The organism is Streptacidiphilus melanogenes, from assembly GCF_000787835.1.
Taxonomy (GTDB): domain Bacteria; phylum Actinomycetota; class Actinomycetes; order Streptomycetales; family Streptomycetaceae; genus Streptacidiphilus; species Streptacidiphilus melanogenes.
In genome coordinates this window covers 40,456-55,451 of the sequence record NZ_BBPP01000024.1, presented here as the reverse complement: position 1 = coordinate 55,451, position 14,996 = coordinate 40,456, and the positions used below count along the sequence as shown (strand labels likewise).

Genomic DNA, 14,996 nt, shown 5'->3' with positions numbered 1-14,996 from the left:
TTGGGGTATGGTGTAATTGGCAGCACGAGTGATTCTGGTTCATTTAGTCTAGGTTCGAGTCCTGGTACCCCAGCTCCGAAACGTACGAAGACCCGTGAGGGTCTTTTTTTGTTTTCCCGGGTATATCCGAACGCATGGAAAAGGGCGGACCGCCGTAACGGTCCGCCCTGCTGATGAGGGGTCAGGCGCGGCGCAGCGCCTCGGTGAGACGCGCGGCGGCCTCGACGATGGCCTGAGCGTGGAGCCGGCCCGGGTGCCGGGTCAGCCGCTCGATCGGGCCGGAGACGGAGACCGCCGCCACGACCCGGTTCGAAGGACCGCGCACCGGCGCCGAGACGGACGCCACCCCGGGCTCGCGCTCGCCGATCGACTGCGCCCAGCCGCGGCGTCTCACGCCGGACAGGGCGGTCGCGGTGAAACGCGCGCCCTGGAGGCCGCGGTGCAGCCGCTCCGGCTCCTCCCAGGCCAGCAGGACCTGGGCCGCGGAGCCGGCCTTCATCGGGAGGGTCGAGCCCACCGGGACGGTGTCCCGCAGGCCGGAGAGCCGCTCGGCGGCGGCCACACAGATGCGGAGATCGCCCTGCCGCCGGTACAGCTGCGCGCTCTCGCCCGTCACGTCGCGGAGGTGGGTGAGCACCGGGCCGGCCGTGGCCAGCAGTCGGTCCTCGCCCGCCGCGGCGGCGAGCTCGGAGAGGCGGGGCCCGAGGATGAAGCGGCCCTGCATGTCACGCGTGACCAAGCGGTGGTGCTCCAGAGCGACCGCCAACCGGTGCGCGGTAGGACGCGCCAATCCGGTGGCCGAGACCAGCCCGGCCAGGGTCGCGGGGCCTGCCTCTAGCGCGCTCAGCACCAGAGCAGCCTTGTCGAGAACGCCGACGCCACTAGAGTTGTCCATGCCCTGATATTGCAGTCTCGGATCGCGAGACGCAAGTTCAATCTTCTGGGAACTGCGTCACTCTGGATGAACAGGGGCTTCCGAGGGGCTTCCTGGGGGCTCCGACAGGAGCTTCTGCCAAAGCACGCCATAGCAATCGACGGCTTGACCGGCGACGTCGCCGGTCGGAGGGACAGCGATGGGACGCACACTCGCGGAGAAGGTCTGGGACGACCACGTCGTTCGGCGCGCCGAGGGCGAGCCCGACCTCCTCTTCATCGATCTCCACCTGCTGCACGAGGTGACCAGCCCGCAGGCCTTCGACGGCCTGCGCCTCGCCGACCGCAAGGTGCGTCGCACGGACCTCACCATCGCCACCGAGGACCACAACACCCCGACCCTCGACATCGACAAGCCGATCGCGGACCCCGTCTCCAGGGTCCAGTTGGAGACGCTGCGCGCCAACTGCGCCGAGTTCGGCGTACGCCTGCACTCGCTGGGCGACGTGGAGCAGGGCGTCGTCCACGTGGTGGGACCCCAGCTGGGACTGACCCAGCCCGGCACCACCGTGGTCTGCGGCGACTCGCACACCTCCACCCACGGCGCCTTCGGCGCACTGGCCTTCGGCATCGGCACCAGCCAGGTCGAGCACGTGCTGGCCACCCAGACGCTGCCGATGGCCCGCCCGAAGACGATGGCCATCACGGTGGAGGGCGAACTGCCCGACGGCGTCACCGCCAAGGACCTGATCCTGGCCGTCATCGCCAAGATCGGCACCGGCGGCGGCCAGGGCTACGTCCTGGAGTACCGCGGCTCGGCGATCCGCAGCCTCTCCATGGAGGCCCGGATGACCGTCTGCAACATGTCGATCGAGGCCGGCGCCCGCGCCGGGATGATCGCTCCGGACGAGACCACCTTCGCCTACCTCGAGGGCCGCGACCACGCGCCCAAGGGTGCGGACTGGGACGCCGCCGTGGCGTACTGGAAGACCCTGGCCACCGACGAGGACGCGGTCTTCGACGCCGAGGTCTTCATCGACGCGAACGAGCTGACCCCGTTCGTCACCTGGGGCACCAATCCCGGCCAGGGCGCGCCGCTGGGCGCGAACGTGCCGGACCCGGCGTCGTTCGAGGACCCGCAGGAGCGCATCGCCGCCGAGAACGCGCTGACGTACATGGGCCTGACGGCCGGCACCCCGCTGCGCGAGGTGAAGGTCGACGCGGTCTTCGTCGGCTCCTGCACCAACGGTCGGATCGAGGACCTGCGCGCGGCCGCCGCCGTCGTGGAGGGCCGCCGGATCGCCGACGGCGTGCGGATGCTGGTCGTCCCCGGCTCCGTCCGCGTCGCGCTCCAGGCCATCGACGAGGGTCTGGACAAGGTCTTCACCGCGGCCGGCGCCGAGTGGCGCCACGCCGGTTGCTCGATGTGTCTGGGCATGAACCCCGACCAGCTGGCCCCCGGTGAGCGCTGCGCGTCCACCTCCAACCGCAACTTCGAGGGGCGTCAGGGCAAGGGCGGCCGCACCCACCTGGTCTCCCCGCAGGTGGCCGCCGCCACCGCGGTGCTGGGCCATCTGGCCTCGCCCGCCGACCTGTCCGACGCACCGCAGCTCGTGGAGGCCTGAACCGCCATGGAGAAGTTCACTTCGCACACCGGCCGGGCCGTCCCGCTGCGCCGCAGCAACGTCGACACCGACCAGATCATCCCGGCCCACTGGCTCAAGAAGGTCACCCGGAACGGCTTCGAGGACGGCCTGTTCGAGGCGTGGCGCAAGGACGAGTCCTTCGTCCTGAACCGCCCGGAGCGTCAGGGCGCGACGGTCCTGATCGCCGGCCCCGAGTTCGGCACCGGTTCCTCGCGCGAGCACGCCGTCTGGGCGCTCCAGAACTACGGCTTCAAGGCCGTCATCTCCTCCCGCTTCGCGGACATCTTCCGCGGCAACTCCCTGAAGAACGGCCTGCTGACGGTGATCCTGCCGCAGGAGACCGTGGAGCGGCTGTGGGCGGTCGTCGAGGCCGACCCGCAGGCGGAGGTGACCGTCGACCTGGAGGCCCGCGAGGTCCGAGCGGAGGGTGTCAACGCCCCGTTCGAGCTGGACGAGAACGTCCGTTGGCGGCTGCTGAACGGCCTGGACGACATCTCCATCACCCTCCAGCAGGAGGCCGACATCGCCGCGTACGAGACCGGCCGACCCGCCTTCAAGCCGACCACCACGCCCGTCGGCTGAGCCTCCAGCAGCGCTTTTTCGCCACACCAAGGCAGCCCCCCGGTGTCCACCGGGGGGCTGCCTCGTTTCTTCCCCGTGACTGTGTGTAAGGTCAACGCCGGGCGCAGGCAGGAGATAACCGGCCACGAGTGGCACAATCTCCGCATGAGTCCCAGTGACCCGCCCCCAGGCGGCGACGACGCGGAGCTGAACGAGGAGGCCGCGGACGTCGAGCTCTACGGGGTGGTCGCACAGCGACTCAAGGATGCACACGCCCGTGTGCGTGCTCTGGACGTGTCGGACGCGGAGAGGGCCGCGTTGACCCGTTCGTTGCTCATGGTGACGGAGGCGGCGAAGCGCGATCTCCCGGAAGCCGCACGGAGGTTGGCGCGTTTCGTAGCGGACCTGGACGGCCTCGGGCCGACCGGTCGGACGACGGGCTGAAACCCGAATCCATTGCGACACAAGGGTGATGCGCCCGTTTGGTTATTGAAATGGCGTATATACATGCCTAACGTGCGAATTGCCCAGAAAGAATCTTCCGGGCAACCGTTTCCGAAGGGGAAGACGTGAACAAGGCGCAGCTTGTTGAAGCGGTGGCCGAGCAGCTTGGTGGCCGTCGCGCCGCCGCAGAGGCAGTTGATGCTGTGCTCGACACCATCGTGCGTGCGGTGACCGCGGGCGACCGCGTGTCGGTGACCGGTTTCGGGACTTTCGAGAAGGTGGACCGCGCCGCGCGGTTCGCCCGTAACCCGCAGACCGGCGACCGGGTCAAGGTCAAGAAGACCGCGGTTCCGCGGTTCCGCCCGGGCCAGGGGTTCAAGGACCTGGTCAGCGGCTCGAAGAAGCTCCCGAAGTCGGGTGTCGCGGTCCGCAAGGCCCCCAAGGGCTCGCTGACCCCGGGCAAGTCCGGCATGGTCGCTCCGGCCGGCTCGCCGGCCGCGAAGAAGGCCGCTGCCGCGGCCAAGAAGGCCACGGCGAAGAAGACCACCGCCACGGTCAAGAAGGCCGCCGCCAAGAAGACGACGGCGGCTGCGGCGACGGCGAAGAAGACCACCGCCAAGAAGACCACGGCGGCCAAGACCGCCACGGCGAAGAAGACCACCGCCAAGAAGACCACGGCGGCGGTCAAGGCCCCGGCGAAGAAGACGGTCACCGCGAGCACCTCCCGCCCCGCGGCGAAGAAGGCCACGACGGCGACGAAGGCCACCTCGGCGGCCAAGAAGACCACCGCCAAGAAGGCGACCGCCAAGAAGGCCGCGGCCAAGTAACCCAGCACGTCGAGCACACCCTCCGCAGGGGCGCGCTGAACCCACCCGGTTCACCGCGCCCCTCGGCATCCCGCGGCTCCGCCGCCTGGGCGCGACCGGTCCGGAGATGCTCCCGCCTGTGGTTGCCCCCACCTCAGGGGCGCGGAACTGCGCGACAAGCAACCCGCGCAGCTAGAGCCCCGAACGCGCAGGGCCGTCCGCACGTCGTTGGTTTCTCGCGCAGTCCCCGCCCCCGGGGTGAGTGCAGCTGATCGCGGGACCGTCGGGGACCCCTCGCGCCCCCGAGCGAGGGGCAACGACAGGCGGGAGCGAAGGCTCAGAACGTCTGGAGGGTGATGAGCGTGATGCGGCGGTTCGCGCCGTTGCCCTCGGTTTCGATGCGGACGCGCTGGCCCGGGCGCAGGAGGCGCAGGCCGCCCGCGTCGAAGGCCGCCGAGTCGAACGGCAGGGGGGTGCCGTCGTCGAGCAGCACCTGGCCGCTGCGGCTGTCGGGGGAGTACGTGTACGCGGTCGCCTGCATGAGGCCAAGCGTAGTCAGCGTGTGCCGCCCCGCGCCCAGGGCCAGGGCCACGCGCAGATCCGCGCCCGTGTCCACGTCCCGTCTCACGCTCGCGACGCCGTCGAGACGGAGCTCCACCGCGCCGGAGGCGGCATGCGCGGCGCGCGACTCCCCGCCGAAGAGGGGACGCAGCGGAACCCCGGCGGCAGCCGCCAGCAGCGTCGTGCCGACGCCCTGCGTGTCGGGCAGGAACGCCCGCGGGTGGGCCGCCGCCGCGGCCAGCGCGCTTGCGAGTTCGAGCGGGCGGAGGGCCGGCAGATCCGCGGACATCGCCGCCACCGCGCCCGCGCCCAGCACCGTGCGCGCGTACTGCACGCCGTGGGCCAGCGCCGCGTTGAGGCCGGCGGCCGGTGTGTCGGGTATGACGGAGGCGCCCGCGAGGGCCAGCGCCGCGCCCGCGTGCTCGTCGTCGCAGACCGCCACGAGGCCCGTCACCGCCGCGCACTGCCTGGCCGCGGCGACCGTGTCCAGCGCGAAGGCCAGAGCCAGCTGCGGCCGGAGCGATCCGACCGCGGGCGCGAGGCGGGACTTGCCCTCGGCCGGCGGCTTCAGCGGGATCACCACGGTCGTGTTCGGCGTCGTCATCGGCGCCCATTCTGCACGGAAGTAGGGCCGTCCGGCGGGGGGTGCCTCGACAGTGCCACAAGGCAGGGGCGACACTTGTGCGGTTGAACGTTAAGAATCACCGTCGGCCCCGCGGGGGACGGCGCGCAAAGGAGGAGTGCACGTGCCCGGCTCCAGCACCAGGGCGGCGCGCCGCAGATACGGCTTCTGGTACCGCCTGGCGGCTGTGATCGCGAAGCCCCCGCTGTTCGCGCTGACGAAGCGGGACTGGAGCGGTTACGAGAACATTCCGGCCGAGGGCGGATTCCTCACCGCGATCAACCACAACTCGTATTTGGACCCGCTGGTCTACGGGCACTTCCAGTACGACTCCGGACGTCCCGCGCGATTTCTGGCGAAGGCCGGCGTCTTCAAGTTGCCGGTGATCAAGCAGATTCTGCACGGGGCCCGAATGATCCCCGTGTACCGCGGTTCGACCGACGCGACGCAGGCTTTCCGGGCCGCGATCGACGCCGTCGACTCCGGTGAATGCGTCGCGTTCTACATCGAGGGAACGCTCACGCGCGATCCGGAGCTGTGGCCGATGACCGGCAAGACCGGCGCGGCCCGGGTCGCGTTGACGACGGGCGCGCCCGTCATCCCGGTGGCCCAGTGGGGCGCGCACGAGATCATGCCGCGCTACGCGAAGGGCGGGAAGGGCAACCGCCGCTTCAAACCGTTCCCCCGAAAGACCGTCAGGGTCGTCGCGGGCCCGCCGGTGGACCTTGACCGCTGGCGTGGCCAGGAGATCACGTCGACGGTCCTGCGCGAGGCGACGGACGCCATCATGGACGACATCACCGCCCTGCTGGAGCAGTTGCGCGGGGAGAAGGCGCCGGCCGAGCGGTTCGACATGGCCAAGTCGCGTGCGGCGACCAGGGGCGGTGCGGACGGGACCGACGGCGGGACCGACGGGCACAAGGAGAACGAGAAGGAGCCCGCCGAGTGACCACCCGTTGCGCCGTCTTCGGCTACGGCTCCTGGGGCACCGCCTTCGCCATGGTCCTCGCCGACGCGGGGTGCGAGGTGACGCTGTGGGGTCGCCGGCAGGAGCTCGTCGACGCCATCAACGGCACCAGGACCAACCCGGACTACCACCCGGGCATCGAACTGCCGCCGAACATCACCGCGACCACGGACCCCGCGAAGGCCGCGGCTGACGCGGACTTCACCGTGCTGACCGTCCCCTCGCAGACGCTGCGCGACGGCTTGCGTGCCTGGGTCCCGGTGCTGGCCCGGGACACCGTCCTGGTCAGCCTGATGAAGGGCGTGGAGCTCGGCACGGCCAAGCTGATGAGCGAGGTGGTCCAGGAGGTCGCCGAGGTCCCCGCGGAGCGCGTCGCCGTGGTCTCCGGCCCGAACCTCGCCGGCGAGATCATGCGGCGTCAGCCGGCCGCGAGCGTCGTCGCCTGCACGGACGAGTCCGTCGGCAGGCGCCTTCAGGCGGCCTGTCTGACGGGGTACTTCCGGCCCTACACCATCACCGACGTGGTGGGCGCGGAGCTGGGCGGCGCGGTGAAGAACGTCATCGGTCTGGCCGTCGGCATCGTCGACGGCATGGGCTTCGGCGACAACACCAAGGCCTCCCTGATCACCCGCGGCCTCGCCGAGACCACCAGGCTCGGCCTGGCGATGGGCGCCGACGCCCACACCTTCGCGGGCCTCGCGGGCATGGGCGACCTCGTCGCCACCTGCTCCTCGCCGCTCTCGCGCAACCACACCTTCGGCATCAACCTCGGCCGCGGGATGTCCCTGGCCGAGGCGAGCGCGGCCATGCGGCAGACGGCCGAGGGTGTGAAGTCCTGCGTCTCCGTCCTGGACCTGGCGCACCGCCACGGCGTCGACATGCCCATCACGCAGACGGTCGTCGACATCGTCCACGGCGGCAAGTCGCCGCAGACGGCGGTCAAGGAACTCATGGGCCGCTCGGCCAAGCCCGAACGGCGGTAGCTCCGCGGACAACCGCGACAGGCGGTGGTGCCCACCGCGCCAGGACTGGACAGGGCGGGTAGTGTCCTACGGGATATGAGCACTCAGCCTTCCTCCCCCAGTCCCGCCGGAGGGCGCAAGCCCCGCGTCGCGGTCGTCTTCGGCGGCCGCAGCTCCGAGCACGCCATTTCCGTCGTCACCGCCGGCAGCGTTCTGCGTGCGCTGGACCGTGACGCGTACGAGGTGCTGCCGATCGGCATCACCCATGACGGCCGGTTCGCGCTCACGACCGACGAGCCCGAGCGGATGGCCATCACCGACGGCAGGCTGCCCGACGTGGACCAGCTGGCCGAGTCCACCGAGGGACAGGTGAACCTGCCCGCGAGCCCCGTCGCGCGCGAGGTGGTGTACGCGGAGCCCGGCGCGGTGCCGAAGGCGCTCGGTGAGGTCGACGTCGTCCTGCCGCTGCTGCACGGGCCGTGGGGCGAGGACGGGACGATCCAGGGCCTGCTGGAGCTTTCCGGCGTCCCGTACGTCGGGTCGGGCGTGCTGTCGAGCTCGGTCGGGATGGACAAGGAGTACACCAAGCGGGTGCTCCAGGCCTTCGGCCTGCCCGTCGGCCCGTACACGGTGATCCGGCCGCGTGAGTGGGCCACCGAGGCCGGGCGCGAGGCCGCGCTCGCGCGCGTGAACGAGCTCGCCTACCCGGTGTTCGTGAAGCCCGCCCGGGCCGGTTCCTCCATCGGCATCACCAAGGTCGACGACCCGGCCGAGCTCGTGCGCGCCATCGAGTTCGCCCGCGAGCACGACCCGAAGGTGATCGTGGAGCAGGGCGTGAAGGGCCGCGAACTGGAGTGCGGCGTCCTGGAGTTCGAGGACGGCCCGCGCGCCAGCCTGCCGGCTGAGGTGATCGTCGGCGAGGGCTTCGAGTTCTACGACTTCGAGGCGAAGTACATCGACTCCAGCGACGTGCAGATCCCGGCGAAGCTGACCGGCGACGAGCTCGCACGGCTGCAGGAGCTCGCCGTCCAGGTCTTCGACGCGCTCGCCTGCGAGGGCCTGGCCCGCGTTGACGTCTTCCTGCAGGAGAACGGCGAGTACGTCGTCAACGAGATCAACACCATGCCGGGCTTCACGCCGATCTCGGCGTTCCCGAAGATGTGGGAGGCCTCCGGCCTCGCCTACCCGCAGCTGGTCGACCACCTGCTGAAGGCGGCCCTGCGCCGCTCCACCGGCCTGCGGTAGTCCTCAGGCGCGGGAGGCTCTAAGCGCAGGAGAACTTACGGTCCGCGTCGGGCGGGCTCGCCTTGGCCACAGCCCCGGAGAGCTCGCTCAGCGGCGCCTGACGGCCGGAGTACGCGCTCGGGACGTGGATCTCGACGATCGCCTGCAGGTCCACGGACGAGAAGGTGAAGGTGTTGTCGGCCTGGTCGTGGACCGAGGCCCAGCAGACCCCGCCGATCTCCGCACCGCTGAGGTTGTCACCCTCGGGGTTGTAGTTCTTCGAGTGCGGGTCGAGCACCGACGGCATCGCGGCGCCGCAGCGCAGCGTCACGGCCGGGTCGCCCCAGGCCGCCGTGTCGGGGCTGCCGGGGGAGGTGTCGCGGCGGGCGAGGCCCATCAGCGTCTGCGGCAGGGCCTTCTGGAGTGCCGCGCACTGCTGTGCCACCGCGCCGGTGGTGGTCGGCGCCGCGACGGGCACGCTGTCGCTCCCTCCGCCGCCGCAGGCGGTCAGCAGGAGGGTTGCTGCGGTCAGCGCGAACGGCGCGGCGATCCTGGTCACCCCGAGATGCTAACGGGGACCTACAAGTGCACCACCGGGCAGGTCAGGGTCCGGGTGATCCCCTCCACCTGCTGGATCTGGGCCACGACCAGCTTGCCCAGGTCGTCGACCGTCTCCGCCTCGGCGCGGACGATCACGTCATAGGGCCCGGTGACGTCCTCCGCCTGGACCACGCCGGTGATCCGGGAGATGACTTCCGCCACGTTGGACGACTTGCCGACCTCTGTCTGGATGAGGATGTACGCCTGTACCACGGTGGACCTCCGGCGGCTCGAATCGGGGATCTTGCGCAGGTTGTGGTTCCCCGACTGTGACGAAGGAAACGGGGAAGAAGGGGAAACCGTCACGCTATCGTCCCCCGTCGTCCGACGGGAGACCTCCTGCACCGCCGCAGGGCGTACGCTGCGCGCGTGAGGCGCGTGCGTGCGCGCCCGCGACCAGAGTGTCCCAAGGACAGTCAGACCAGATCCGGAAGGAAACCCATGCAGGTCGGCGAGCTCGGTGAGTTCGGACTGATCCGGGAGCTGACCTCCCGGCTTCCGCAGACCTCGGCCGTGGAGCTCGGTCCGGGCGACGACGCGGCCGTCGTCGCCGCGCCCGACGGCCGGGTCGTGGCCACCACCGACGTGCTGCTGGAGGGCCGCCACTTCCGCCGGGACTGGTCGACCGCCTACGACGTGGGCCGCAAGGCGGCCGCGCAGAACCTCGCCGACGTCGCCGCGATGGGCGCGGTCCCGACCGCGCTGCTGCTGGGCCTCGTCGTCCCGGCCGAGCTGCCGGTCACCTGGGCGCTGGAACTGATGGACGGCCTGCGCGACGAGTGCCAGGTGGCGGGTGCGGCCGTGGTCGGCGGCGACGTGGTGCGCGGTGACGCGATCACCGTCTCCATCACCGCACTGGGGGATCTGCAGGGCCGCCGCGCGGTCACCCGTTCCGGCGCCCGCCAGGGCGACAAGGTCGCCGTCACCGGCTGGCTCGGCTGGTCCGCGGCGGGGTTCACCGTCCTCTCCCGCGGCTTCCGCTCCCCGCGCGCGTTCGTCGAGGCTCACCGCCGCCCCGAGCCGCCGTACCACGCAGGCCCGTCCGCGGCCGTGCTGGGCGCGACGTCGATGATCGACGTCAGCGACGGGCTGGTCGCCGACCTCGGCCATGTCGCGGAGGCCAGCGGCGTCCACATCGACCTGCACGCCGCGGACTTCGACATCCCCGCACAGATGGCCGACATCGGCCAGGCCGTCGGAGTCGACCCGCTGCTGTGGGTGCTCTCCGGCGGCGAGGACCACGCGCTGGTCGCCACCTTCCCGCCGGACACCCAGCTGCCGTCCCGCTGGCGGGTCGTCGGCGAGGTGACACGCCCGGCGAGCCTCTCCGGCACCGGCCGGGTCACGGTCGACGGCGCCGCCTGGGACCGCACCGGCGGCTGGGACCACTTCGGCGCCCAGGCCTGACCACCTGCGGGTCCGCAGGAATCCGGGCCGGGTGCTTCGGGACTAAGTGTCCCCTTTCTGCATAGTCTTCCCTTATGCGAATCGGCGTGCTGACGAGCGGCGGAGACTGTCCCGGCCTGAACGCGGTGATCCGCTCGGTGGTTCACCGAGCGGTGACCGAACACGAGGACACGGTGGTCGGCGTCGAGGACGGCTTCCTCGGCCTGATCGAGGGCCGCGCCCGCCCGCTGGCGCTGGACGCCGTCACCGGCATCCTCACCCGGGGCGGCACGATCCTCGGCAGCGCCCGGGTGGCCCGCGACCGCATGCACGAGGCGGTCGGCGACGCCGGGCGGTTGGCCGACGCCGTCGGCATCGACGCCCTGATCGCCATCGGCGGCGAGGGCACGCTGACCGCGGCCCGGATGTTCAGCGAGGCCGGCCTGCCGGTCGTCGCCGTCCCGAAGACCATCGACAACGACATCGACGCCACGGACGTGACCTTCGGTCACAACACTGCGGTCACCGTCGCCACCGAGGCAATCGACCGTCTGAAGACCACGGCCGAGTCCCACCAGCGGGTGATGGTGGTCGAGCTGATGGGCCGCCACACCGGGTGGATCACCCTCCACGCAGGGATGGCCGGAGGCGCGCACGGCATCCTCATCCCCGAGCGGCCCTTCGACGTCGAGACCGTCTGCTGCATGGTCGAGGAGCGGTTCTCGCGCGGCAAGAAGTTCGCCATCGTCGCGGTCGCCGAGGGTGCGCAGCCGGCCCCCGGCACGATGCGCTTCGCCCACGGCGGCACGGACGCCTTCGGGCACCAGACCTTCGGCGGCATCGGCTCGCGCCTCGCCGGCGAGATCGCCCAGTGGATCGACAAGGAGTCCAAGCCGGTCATCCTCGGCCACATCCAACGCGGCGGCACGCCCACCGCCCAGGACCGCGTCCTGGCCACCCGCTTCGGCTGGCACGCGGTCGAGGCCGTGCACAAGGGCGCGTACGGCCACATGACCGCGCTGCGGGGGACGGAGATCCACTTCGTTCCCATCGCGGACGCGGTGGCGCAGTTGAAGACGGTCCCGGAGGACCGCTGGACGGAAGCCGAGGCAGTTCTTTAGCAGGCACATGCCAGGGGTGCGAGGAACTGCGCGACAAGCCACCCATCCGGCTGCTGACCGGCACGCGCAGGGCTATCCGCACGCCCGTGGTTCTCGCGCACTTCCCCGCGCCCCTGGACGGTGCAACCGCGCGCGGGAGCGAAGCCTAAGGTGGGGGCATGTCATCTGTCTCCACCCATGTTGCTCCGCCCCGTGTGCTGACCATCGCGGGTTCTGACTCCGGCGGAGGCGCCGGGATCCAGGCCGACCTCAAGACCATGCTCGCCCTCGGGGTCCACGGCATGAGCGTCATCGCCGCCGTGACGGCGCAGAACTCCGTCGGGGTGCAGGGTTACTGGGAGCTGCCCGTCGAGGCGGTCGTCGCGCAGTACCGGAGCGTCGTGGACGACATCGGCGTGCAGGCGGTGAAGACGGGGATGCTGGCCAGCGCCGAGCTCGTCGAGGCCGTGGCCGGACTGCTCGCGGAGCGGCCCGCGCCCGTCGTGGTGGACCCGGTCGGGGTCAGCAAGCACGGGGACGCGCTGCTCGCTGCTTCCGCGGTGAGCGTCCTGCGGGATCGGCTGCTGCCGCAGGCGACCGTCGCGACGCCCAACCTGCACGAAGTGGCGCAGCTCACGGGCATCGAGGTGACCCGGGAGAGCGAGCTCGCAGACGCGGCGAAGGCCGTGCAGGACCTCGGGCCCGCGTGGGCGCTGGTGAAGGGCGGGCACCTGGAGGGCGACGCGGTCGACCTGCTGCGCGGGCCCGACGGGACCGAGACGCTTTTCCGCGCGCCGCGGCACGACAACCGGCACACCCACGGCACGGGCTGCACGCTGGCCAGCGCCGTCGCGTCCTACCTCGCGCTCGGACTGGACGTGCCGGAGGCCGTCGCCGCCGCGAAGGAGTACATCACCGGAGCGATCGAGGGCGGCTTCGCGCTCGGCGCGGGCATCGGCCCGGTCGACCACGGCTGGCGGTTCAGGAGGTAGTTCAGGAAGCAGGAAGAGGGCAAAGCGAAGGGCCGGCCCACCCGGAGGTGGACCGGCCCTTGCGAAGCCGGAGGGGCAGCCGCCGCGTCAGCGGGAAACCTTGCCGGCCTTGATGCACGAGGTGCACACGTTGAGCCGCTTCGGCGTACGCCCGATCACAGCGCGGACCGTCTGGATGTTGGGGTTCCAACGACGACGGGTACGGCGGTGCGAAAAGGAGATGTTGTTGCCGAAGCCCGGCCCCTTGCCGCAGACGTCGCAGTTGGCAGCCACGGGAGTCACTCCAAAGACTTCAGATGCACTAACGGATCCAACCCCGAGGCGCGAACGCCGCGACAGCGGCTCGCACAGCTGTCCTGGGGGGTGGCCTGGAAGGATTCCAGGCAACCGGAGCAGCATACATCCGCTGACTCCGTAGAACGAAACTACCATGACGTGCCAGTGAACCCCGCATCGCCTGTGAGCGGACTGCGCTGACCCAGAGGGCCGATCGGGCGATAGCCTGCGGGAGAACGCAGCGAACACGAGGAGAGACCCGGTGCCGCACACCCTCGACGCAGCGGCCGTGCGCGACTGGTGCCGGCTCTCCCTGGCCGCTCTGGGTCAGGCGCGCGAGGAGATCGACGCGCTGAACGTCTACCCGGTTCCCGACGGCGACACCGGGACCAACCTCTACCTGACCGTCGAGTCCGCCGCCCAGCAGGTCGAGGCGCTCTTCACGGTCGGTACCACCGGCACCGCACGCACCGCGGGCGCGGTCGGCGGCGATGGAGGCGGCCCCACCCTGGAGACCGCGCTGCGCGCGATGGCGCACGGCGCCCTGCTGGGGGCGCGCGGCAACTCGGGCGTGATCCTTTCGCAGCTGCTGCGCGGCGTCGCCGCGTCCGTCGGCGCCGGTCCCTGCGACGCGGACGCGCTGCGCCGGGCGCTGCGGCGGGCCGCCGACGCCGGGTACGAGGCGGTGGCCGTGCCGGTCGAGGGGACGGTGCTGACCGTCGCCGCTGCGGCTGCCGACGCCGTCGAGGCGCTGCCGGAGGCGGCGGAGCTGTCCGCCGTGGCGGAGGCCGCGTTCGAGGCAGCGGGTACCGCTCTGGCGCTCACCCCGCAGCAGCTGGACGTGCTGGGCCGCGCGGGCGTCGTCGACGCCGGGGGGCGCGGCCTGGTCGCCGTCCTGGGCGCGCTGGCCGACGCGGTCAGCGGGCAGTCCCCGATGGGACCGCTGGCGCTGGCCACCCCCCGCACCATGATCGTGTCGACGCAGCCGGAACGGCCCCGCGTCGCGGACGACCCGGACGGTCCCGCCTACGAGGTCGTCTACCTGCTCGACGCGCGCGACGACGCCGTGGCGGGGCTGCGCGCCCGCCTCGGCGGGCTCGGCGACTCGCTCGTCGTCAGCGGCGGCGAGGGGCTGTGGAACGTGCACGTCCACGTCGACGACCCCGGCGCCGCCGTGGAGGCGGGGGTCGAGGCGGGACGCCCGCACCGGATCCGGATCACGCACTTCGCCTCCGCCGCGGCGGAGCAGTCGGTCGGTCATCCGGCCCACTTCGAGCAGCTGGGGCCGGCGCGCGCGGTCGTCAGCATCGTCCAGGGCGAGGGGCTGGCGGGCCTGTGCCGCGAGTGCGGCGCGACCGTCCTGTCCGCCGACCCGGACCGCGCGCCCAGCAGCGCCGAGATCGCCGCAGCGATCCGCCTCGCCCACGCGCGCGAGGTCGTGCTGCTGCTCAACGACGCCGAACTGCGCGCCGCGGCGGGGGTCGCCGCCGACCAACTGCGCGACGAGGGCGTCCGGGTCGCGGTCATCCCCACCCGCTCACCGGTCCAGGGCCTGGCGGCCCTGGCCGTGCACGAGCCCGCGCGGCGCTTCGACGAGGACGTCGTCGCGATGACCTCCGCCGCCGGCGCCACCCGCTACGCGGAACTGGCCGTGGCCGAGGGGGAGTCGTGGACCATGGCCGGCGTCTGCCAGGCCGGGGACGTGCTCGGCCTCATCGACGGCGACGTGGCCGTCATCGGCGACGCGGCGGACATGGTCGCCACGGCGGGGACCGTGCTGGACCGGATGCTCGCGGCCGGTGGCGAGATGGTGACGCTGATCGTCGGCGAGGACGCGGTCCCGGGCCTCGCTGACGCGCTTGTCGCCCATGTGCGGCGGACGAACCCGGTCGTGGACGCCGTCGTCTACGAGGGCGGCCAGGGCGCCGCACCGCTCGTCGTCGGCGTCGAGTGACACGCCCTTTGCCCGGAGCTGT

Annotated in this window: 16 protein-coding genes and 1 tRNA gene; 12 read left to right on the top strand and 5 right to left on the bottom strand. The window is 71.6% G+C overall.

Features of this window, described 5'->3' with window-relative positions; genetic code table 11:
• Nucleotide 1 precedes the first annotated feature (1 nt).
• Nucleotides 2-73: transfer RNA gene (locus TR49_RS23860), tRNA-Gln, on the top strand.
• Nucleotides 74-181: 108 nt separating this feature from the next.
• Here the strand turns inward: TR49_RS23860 and TR49_RS23855 are convergent.
• Entirely contained in the window at nt 182-895 is a 714-nt protein-coding gene (locus tag TR49_RS23855; RefSeq protein ID WP_042373758.1) for an IclR family transcriptional regulator, read from the bottom strand.
• A 178-nt stretch (nt 896-1,073) separates the two neighbouring features.
• Between TR49_RS23855 and leuC the strand changes: the two genes are divergently transcribed.
• The 4 genes from leuC (at nt 1,074) to TR49_RS23835 (ending at nt 4,351) form a co-directional block, all read left to right on the top strand.
• Nucleotides 1,074-2,498, top strand: coding sequence for a 3-isopropylmalate dehydratase large subunit (leuC, locus tag TR49_RS23850; RefSeq protein WP_042384943.1), 1,425 nt, complete (start codon nt 1,074-1,076; stop codon nt 2,496-2,498).
• A gap of 6 nt (nt 2,499-2,504) precedes the next feature.
• Complete coding sequence (gene leuD, locus TR49_RS23845) at nt 2,505-3,101, top strand: 3-isopropylmalate dehydratase small subunit (protein WP_042384942.1); 597 nt, start codon at nt 2,505-2,507, stop codon at nt 3,099-3,101.
• A 144-nt stretch (nt 3,102-3,245) separates the two neighbouring features.
• Nucleotides 3,246-3,524 carry an SCO5555 family protein gene (locus TR49_RS23840; protein ID WP_236652420.1) on the top strand — a complete coding sequence of 93 codons (279 nt, stop codon included), beginning with the start codon at nt 3,246-3,248 and terminating at the stop codon, nt 3,522-3,524.
• Between the two features lie 125 nt (nt 3,525-3,649).
• A complete protein-coding gene (locus TR49_RS23835; protein ID WP_042384939.1) occupies nt 3,650-4,351 on the top strand; it encodes an HU family DNA-binding protein in 702 nt (233 codons plus the stop codon).
• A 316-nt stretch (nt 4,352-4,667) separates the two neighbouring features.
• Here the strand turns inward: TR49_RS23835 and cofC are convergent, their stop codons facing one another.
• Nucleotides 4,668-5,495: a 2-phospho-L-lactate guanylyltransferase gene (cofC, locus tag TR49_RS23830; protein WP_063770157.1), complete on the bottom strand. Its 828-nt coding sequence runs from the start codon at nt 5,493-5,495 to the stop codon at nt 4,668-4,670.
• Between the two features lie 142 nt (nt 5,496-5,637).
• On the opposite strand from cofC, the gene TR49_RS23825 reads away from it, so the two are divergent.
• The 3 genes from TR49_RS23825 (at nt 5,638) to TR49_RS23815 (ending at nt 8,687) form a co-directional block, all read left to right on the top strand.
• Nucleotides 5,638-6,462, top strand: coding sequence for a lysophospholipid acyltransferase family protein (locus tag TR49_RS23825; RefSeq protein ID WP_042385074.1), 825 nt, complete (start codon nt 5,638-5,640; stop codon nt 6,460-6,462).
• On the top strand, nt 6,459-7,463 hold the full coding sequence (locus tag TR49_RS23820) for an NAD(P)H-dependent glycerol-3-phosphate dehydrogenase (protein ID WP_084725333.1): 1,005 nt from the start codon (nt 6,459-6,461) through the stop codon (nt 7,461-7,463). Before TR49_RS23825 ends, TR49_RS23820 begins: the two co-directional genes overlap by 4 nt.
• Before the next feature lie 75 nt (nt 7,464-7,538).
• Nucleotides 7,539-8,687: a D-alanine--D-alanine ligase family protein gene (locus TR49_RS23815; RefSeq protein WP_042384937.1), complete on the top strand. Its 1,149-nt coding sequence runs from the start codon at nt 7,539-7,541 to the stop codon at nt 8,685-8,687.
• 19 nt (nt 8,688-8,706) lie between these two features.
• Here the strand turns inward: TR49_RS23815 and TR49_RS23810 are convergent, their stop codons facing one another.
• Together TR49_RS23810 and TR49_RS23805 are read right to left on the bottom strand one after the other, a co-directional pair.
• On the bottom strand, nt 8,707-9,225 hold the full coding sequence (locus TR49_RS23810) for a DUF3515 domain-containing protein (protein WP_052434581.1): 519 nt from the start codon (nt 9,223-9,225) through the stop codon (nt 8,707-8,709).
• A gap of 20 nt (nt 9,226-9,245) precedes the next feature.
• Nucleotides 9,246-9,479 carry an Lrp/AsnC family transcriptional regulator gene (locus TR49_RS23805; RefSeq protein WP_042384933.1) on the bottom strand — a complete coding sequence of 78 codons (234 nt, stop codon included), beginning with the start codon at nt 9,477-9,479 and terminating at the stop codon, nt 9,246-9,248.
• Nucleotides 9,480-9,707: 228 nt separating this feature from the next.
• Here TR49_RS23805 and TR49_RS23800 point away from each other — a divergent pair, with 228 nt between their 5' ends.
• From TR49_RS23800 to thiD, 3 genes are all read left to right on the top strand, one after another.
• Nucleotides 9,708-10,673: a thiamine-phosphate kinase gene (locus tag TR49_RS23800; protein WP_042384930.1), complete on the top strand. Its 966-nt coding sequence runs from the start codon at nt 9,708-9,710 to the stop codon at nt 10,671-10,673.
• Between the two features lie 74 nt (nt 10,674-10,747).
• Complete coding sequence (locus TR49_RS23795; RefSeq protein WP_042384928.1) at nt 10,748-11,773, top strand: ATP-dependent 6-phosphofructokinase; 1,026 nt, start codon at nt 10,748-10,750, stop codon at nt 11,771-11,773.
• Between the two features lie 158 nt (nt 11,774-11,931).
• Entirely contained in the window at nt 11,932-12,744 is an 813-nt protein-coding gene (thiD, locus tag TR49_RS23790) for a bifunctional hydroxymethylpyrimidine kinase/phosphomethylpyrimidine kinase (protein ID WP_042384924.1), read from the top strand.
• Between the two features lie 87 nt (nt 12,745-12,831).
• Here thiD and rpmB read toward each other — a convergent pair whose 3' ends face one another.
• A complete protein-coding gene (gene rpmB, locus TR49_RS41700) occupies nt 12,832-13,017 on the bottom strand; it encodes a 50S ribosomal protein L28 (RefSeq protein ID WP_084701635.1) in 186 nt (61 codons plus the stop codon).
• Nucleotides 13,018-13,282: 265 nt separating this feature from the next.
• Here rpmB and TR49_RS23785 point away from each other — a divergent pair, with 265 nt between their 5' ends.
• Nucleotides 13,283-14,974, top strand: coding sequence for a DAK2 domain-containing protein (locus TR49_RS23785; protein WP_042384922.1), 1,692 nt, complete (start codon nt 13,283-13,285; stop codon nt 14,972-14,974).
• Nucleotides 14,975-14,996 lie beyond the last annotated feature (22 nt).

Bases quoted from the DNA above. Each gene is read 5' to 3' on its own strand.
- TR49_RS23855 (WP_042373758.1), bottom strand. From the start codon at position 895: ATGGACAACTCTAGTGGCGTCGGCGTTCTCGACAAGGCTGCTCTGGTG.
- leuC (WP_042384943.1), top strand. From the start codon at position 1,074: ATGGGACGCACACTCGCGGAGAAGGTCTGGGACGACCACGTCGTTCGG.
- leuD (WP_042384942.1), top strand. From the start codon at position 2,505: ATGGAGAAGTTCACTTCGCACACCGGCCGGGCCGTCCCGCTGCGCCGC.
- TR49_RS23840 (WP_236652420.1), top strand. From the start codon at position 3,246: ATGAGTCCCAGTGACCCGCCCCCAGGCGGCGACGACGCGGAGCTGAAC.
- cofC (WP_063770157.1), bottom strand. From the start codon at position 5,495: ATGACGACGCCGAACACGACCGTGGTGATCCCGCTGAAGCCGCCGGCC.
- TR49_RS23815 (WP_042384937.1), top strand. From the start codon at position 7,539: ATGAGCACTCAGCCTTCCTCCCCCAGTCCCGCCGGAGGGCGCAAGCCC.
- TR49_RS23800 (WP_042384930.1), top strand. From the start codon at position 9,708: ATGCAGGTCGGCGAGCTCGGTGAGTTCGGACTGATCCGGGAGCTGACC.
- TR49_RS23795 (WP_042384928.1), top strand. From the start codon at position 10,748: ATGCGAATCGGCGTGCTGACGAGCGGCGGAGACTGTCCCGGCCTGAAC.
- thiD (WP_042384924.1), top strand. From the start codon at position 11,932: ATGTCATCTGTCTCCACCCATGTTGCTCCGCCCCGTGTGCTGACCATC.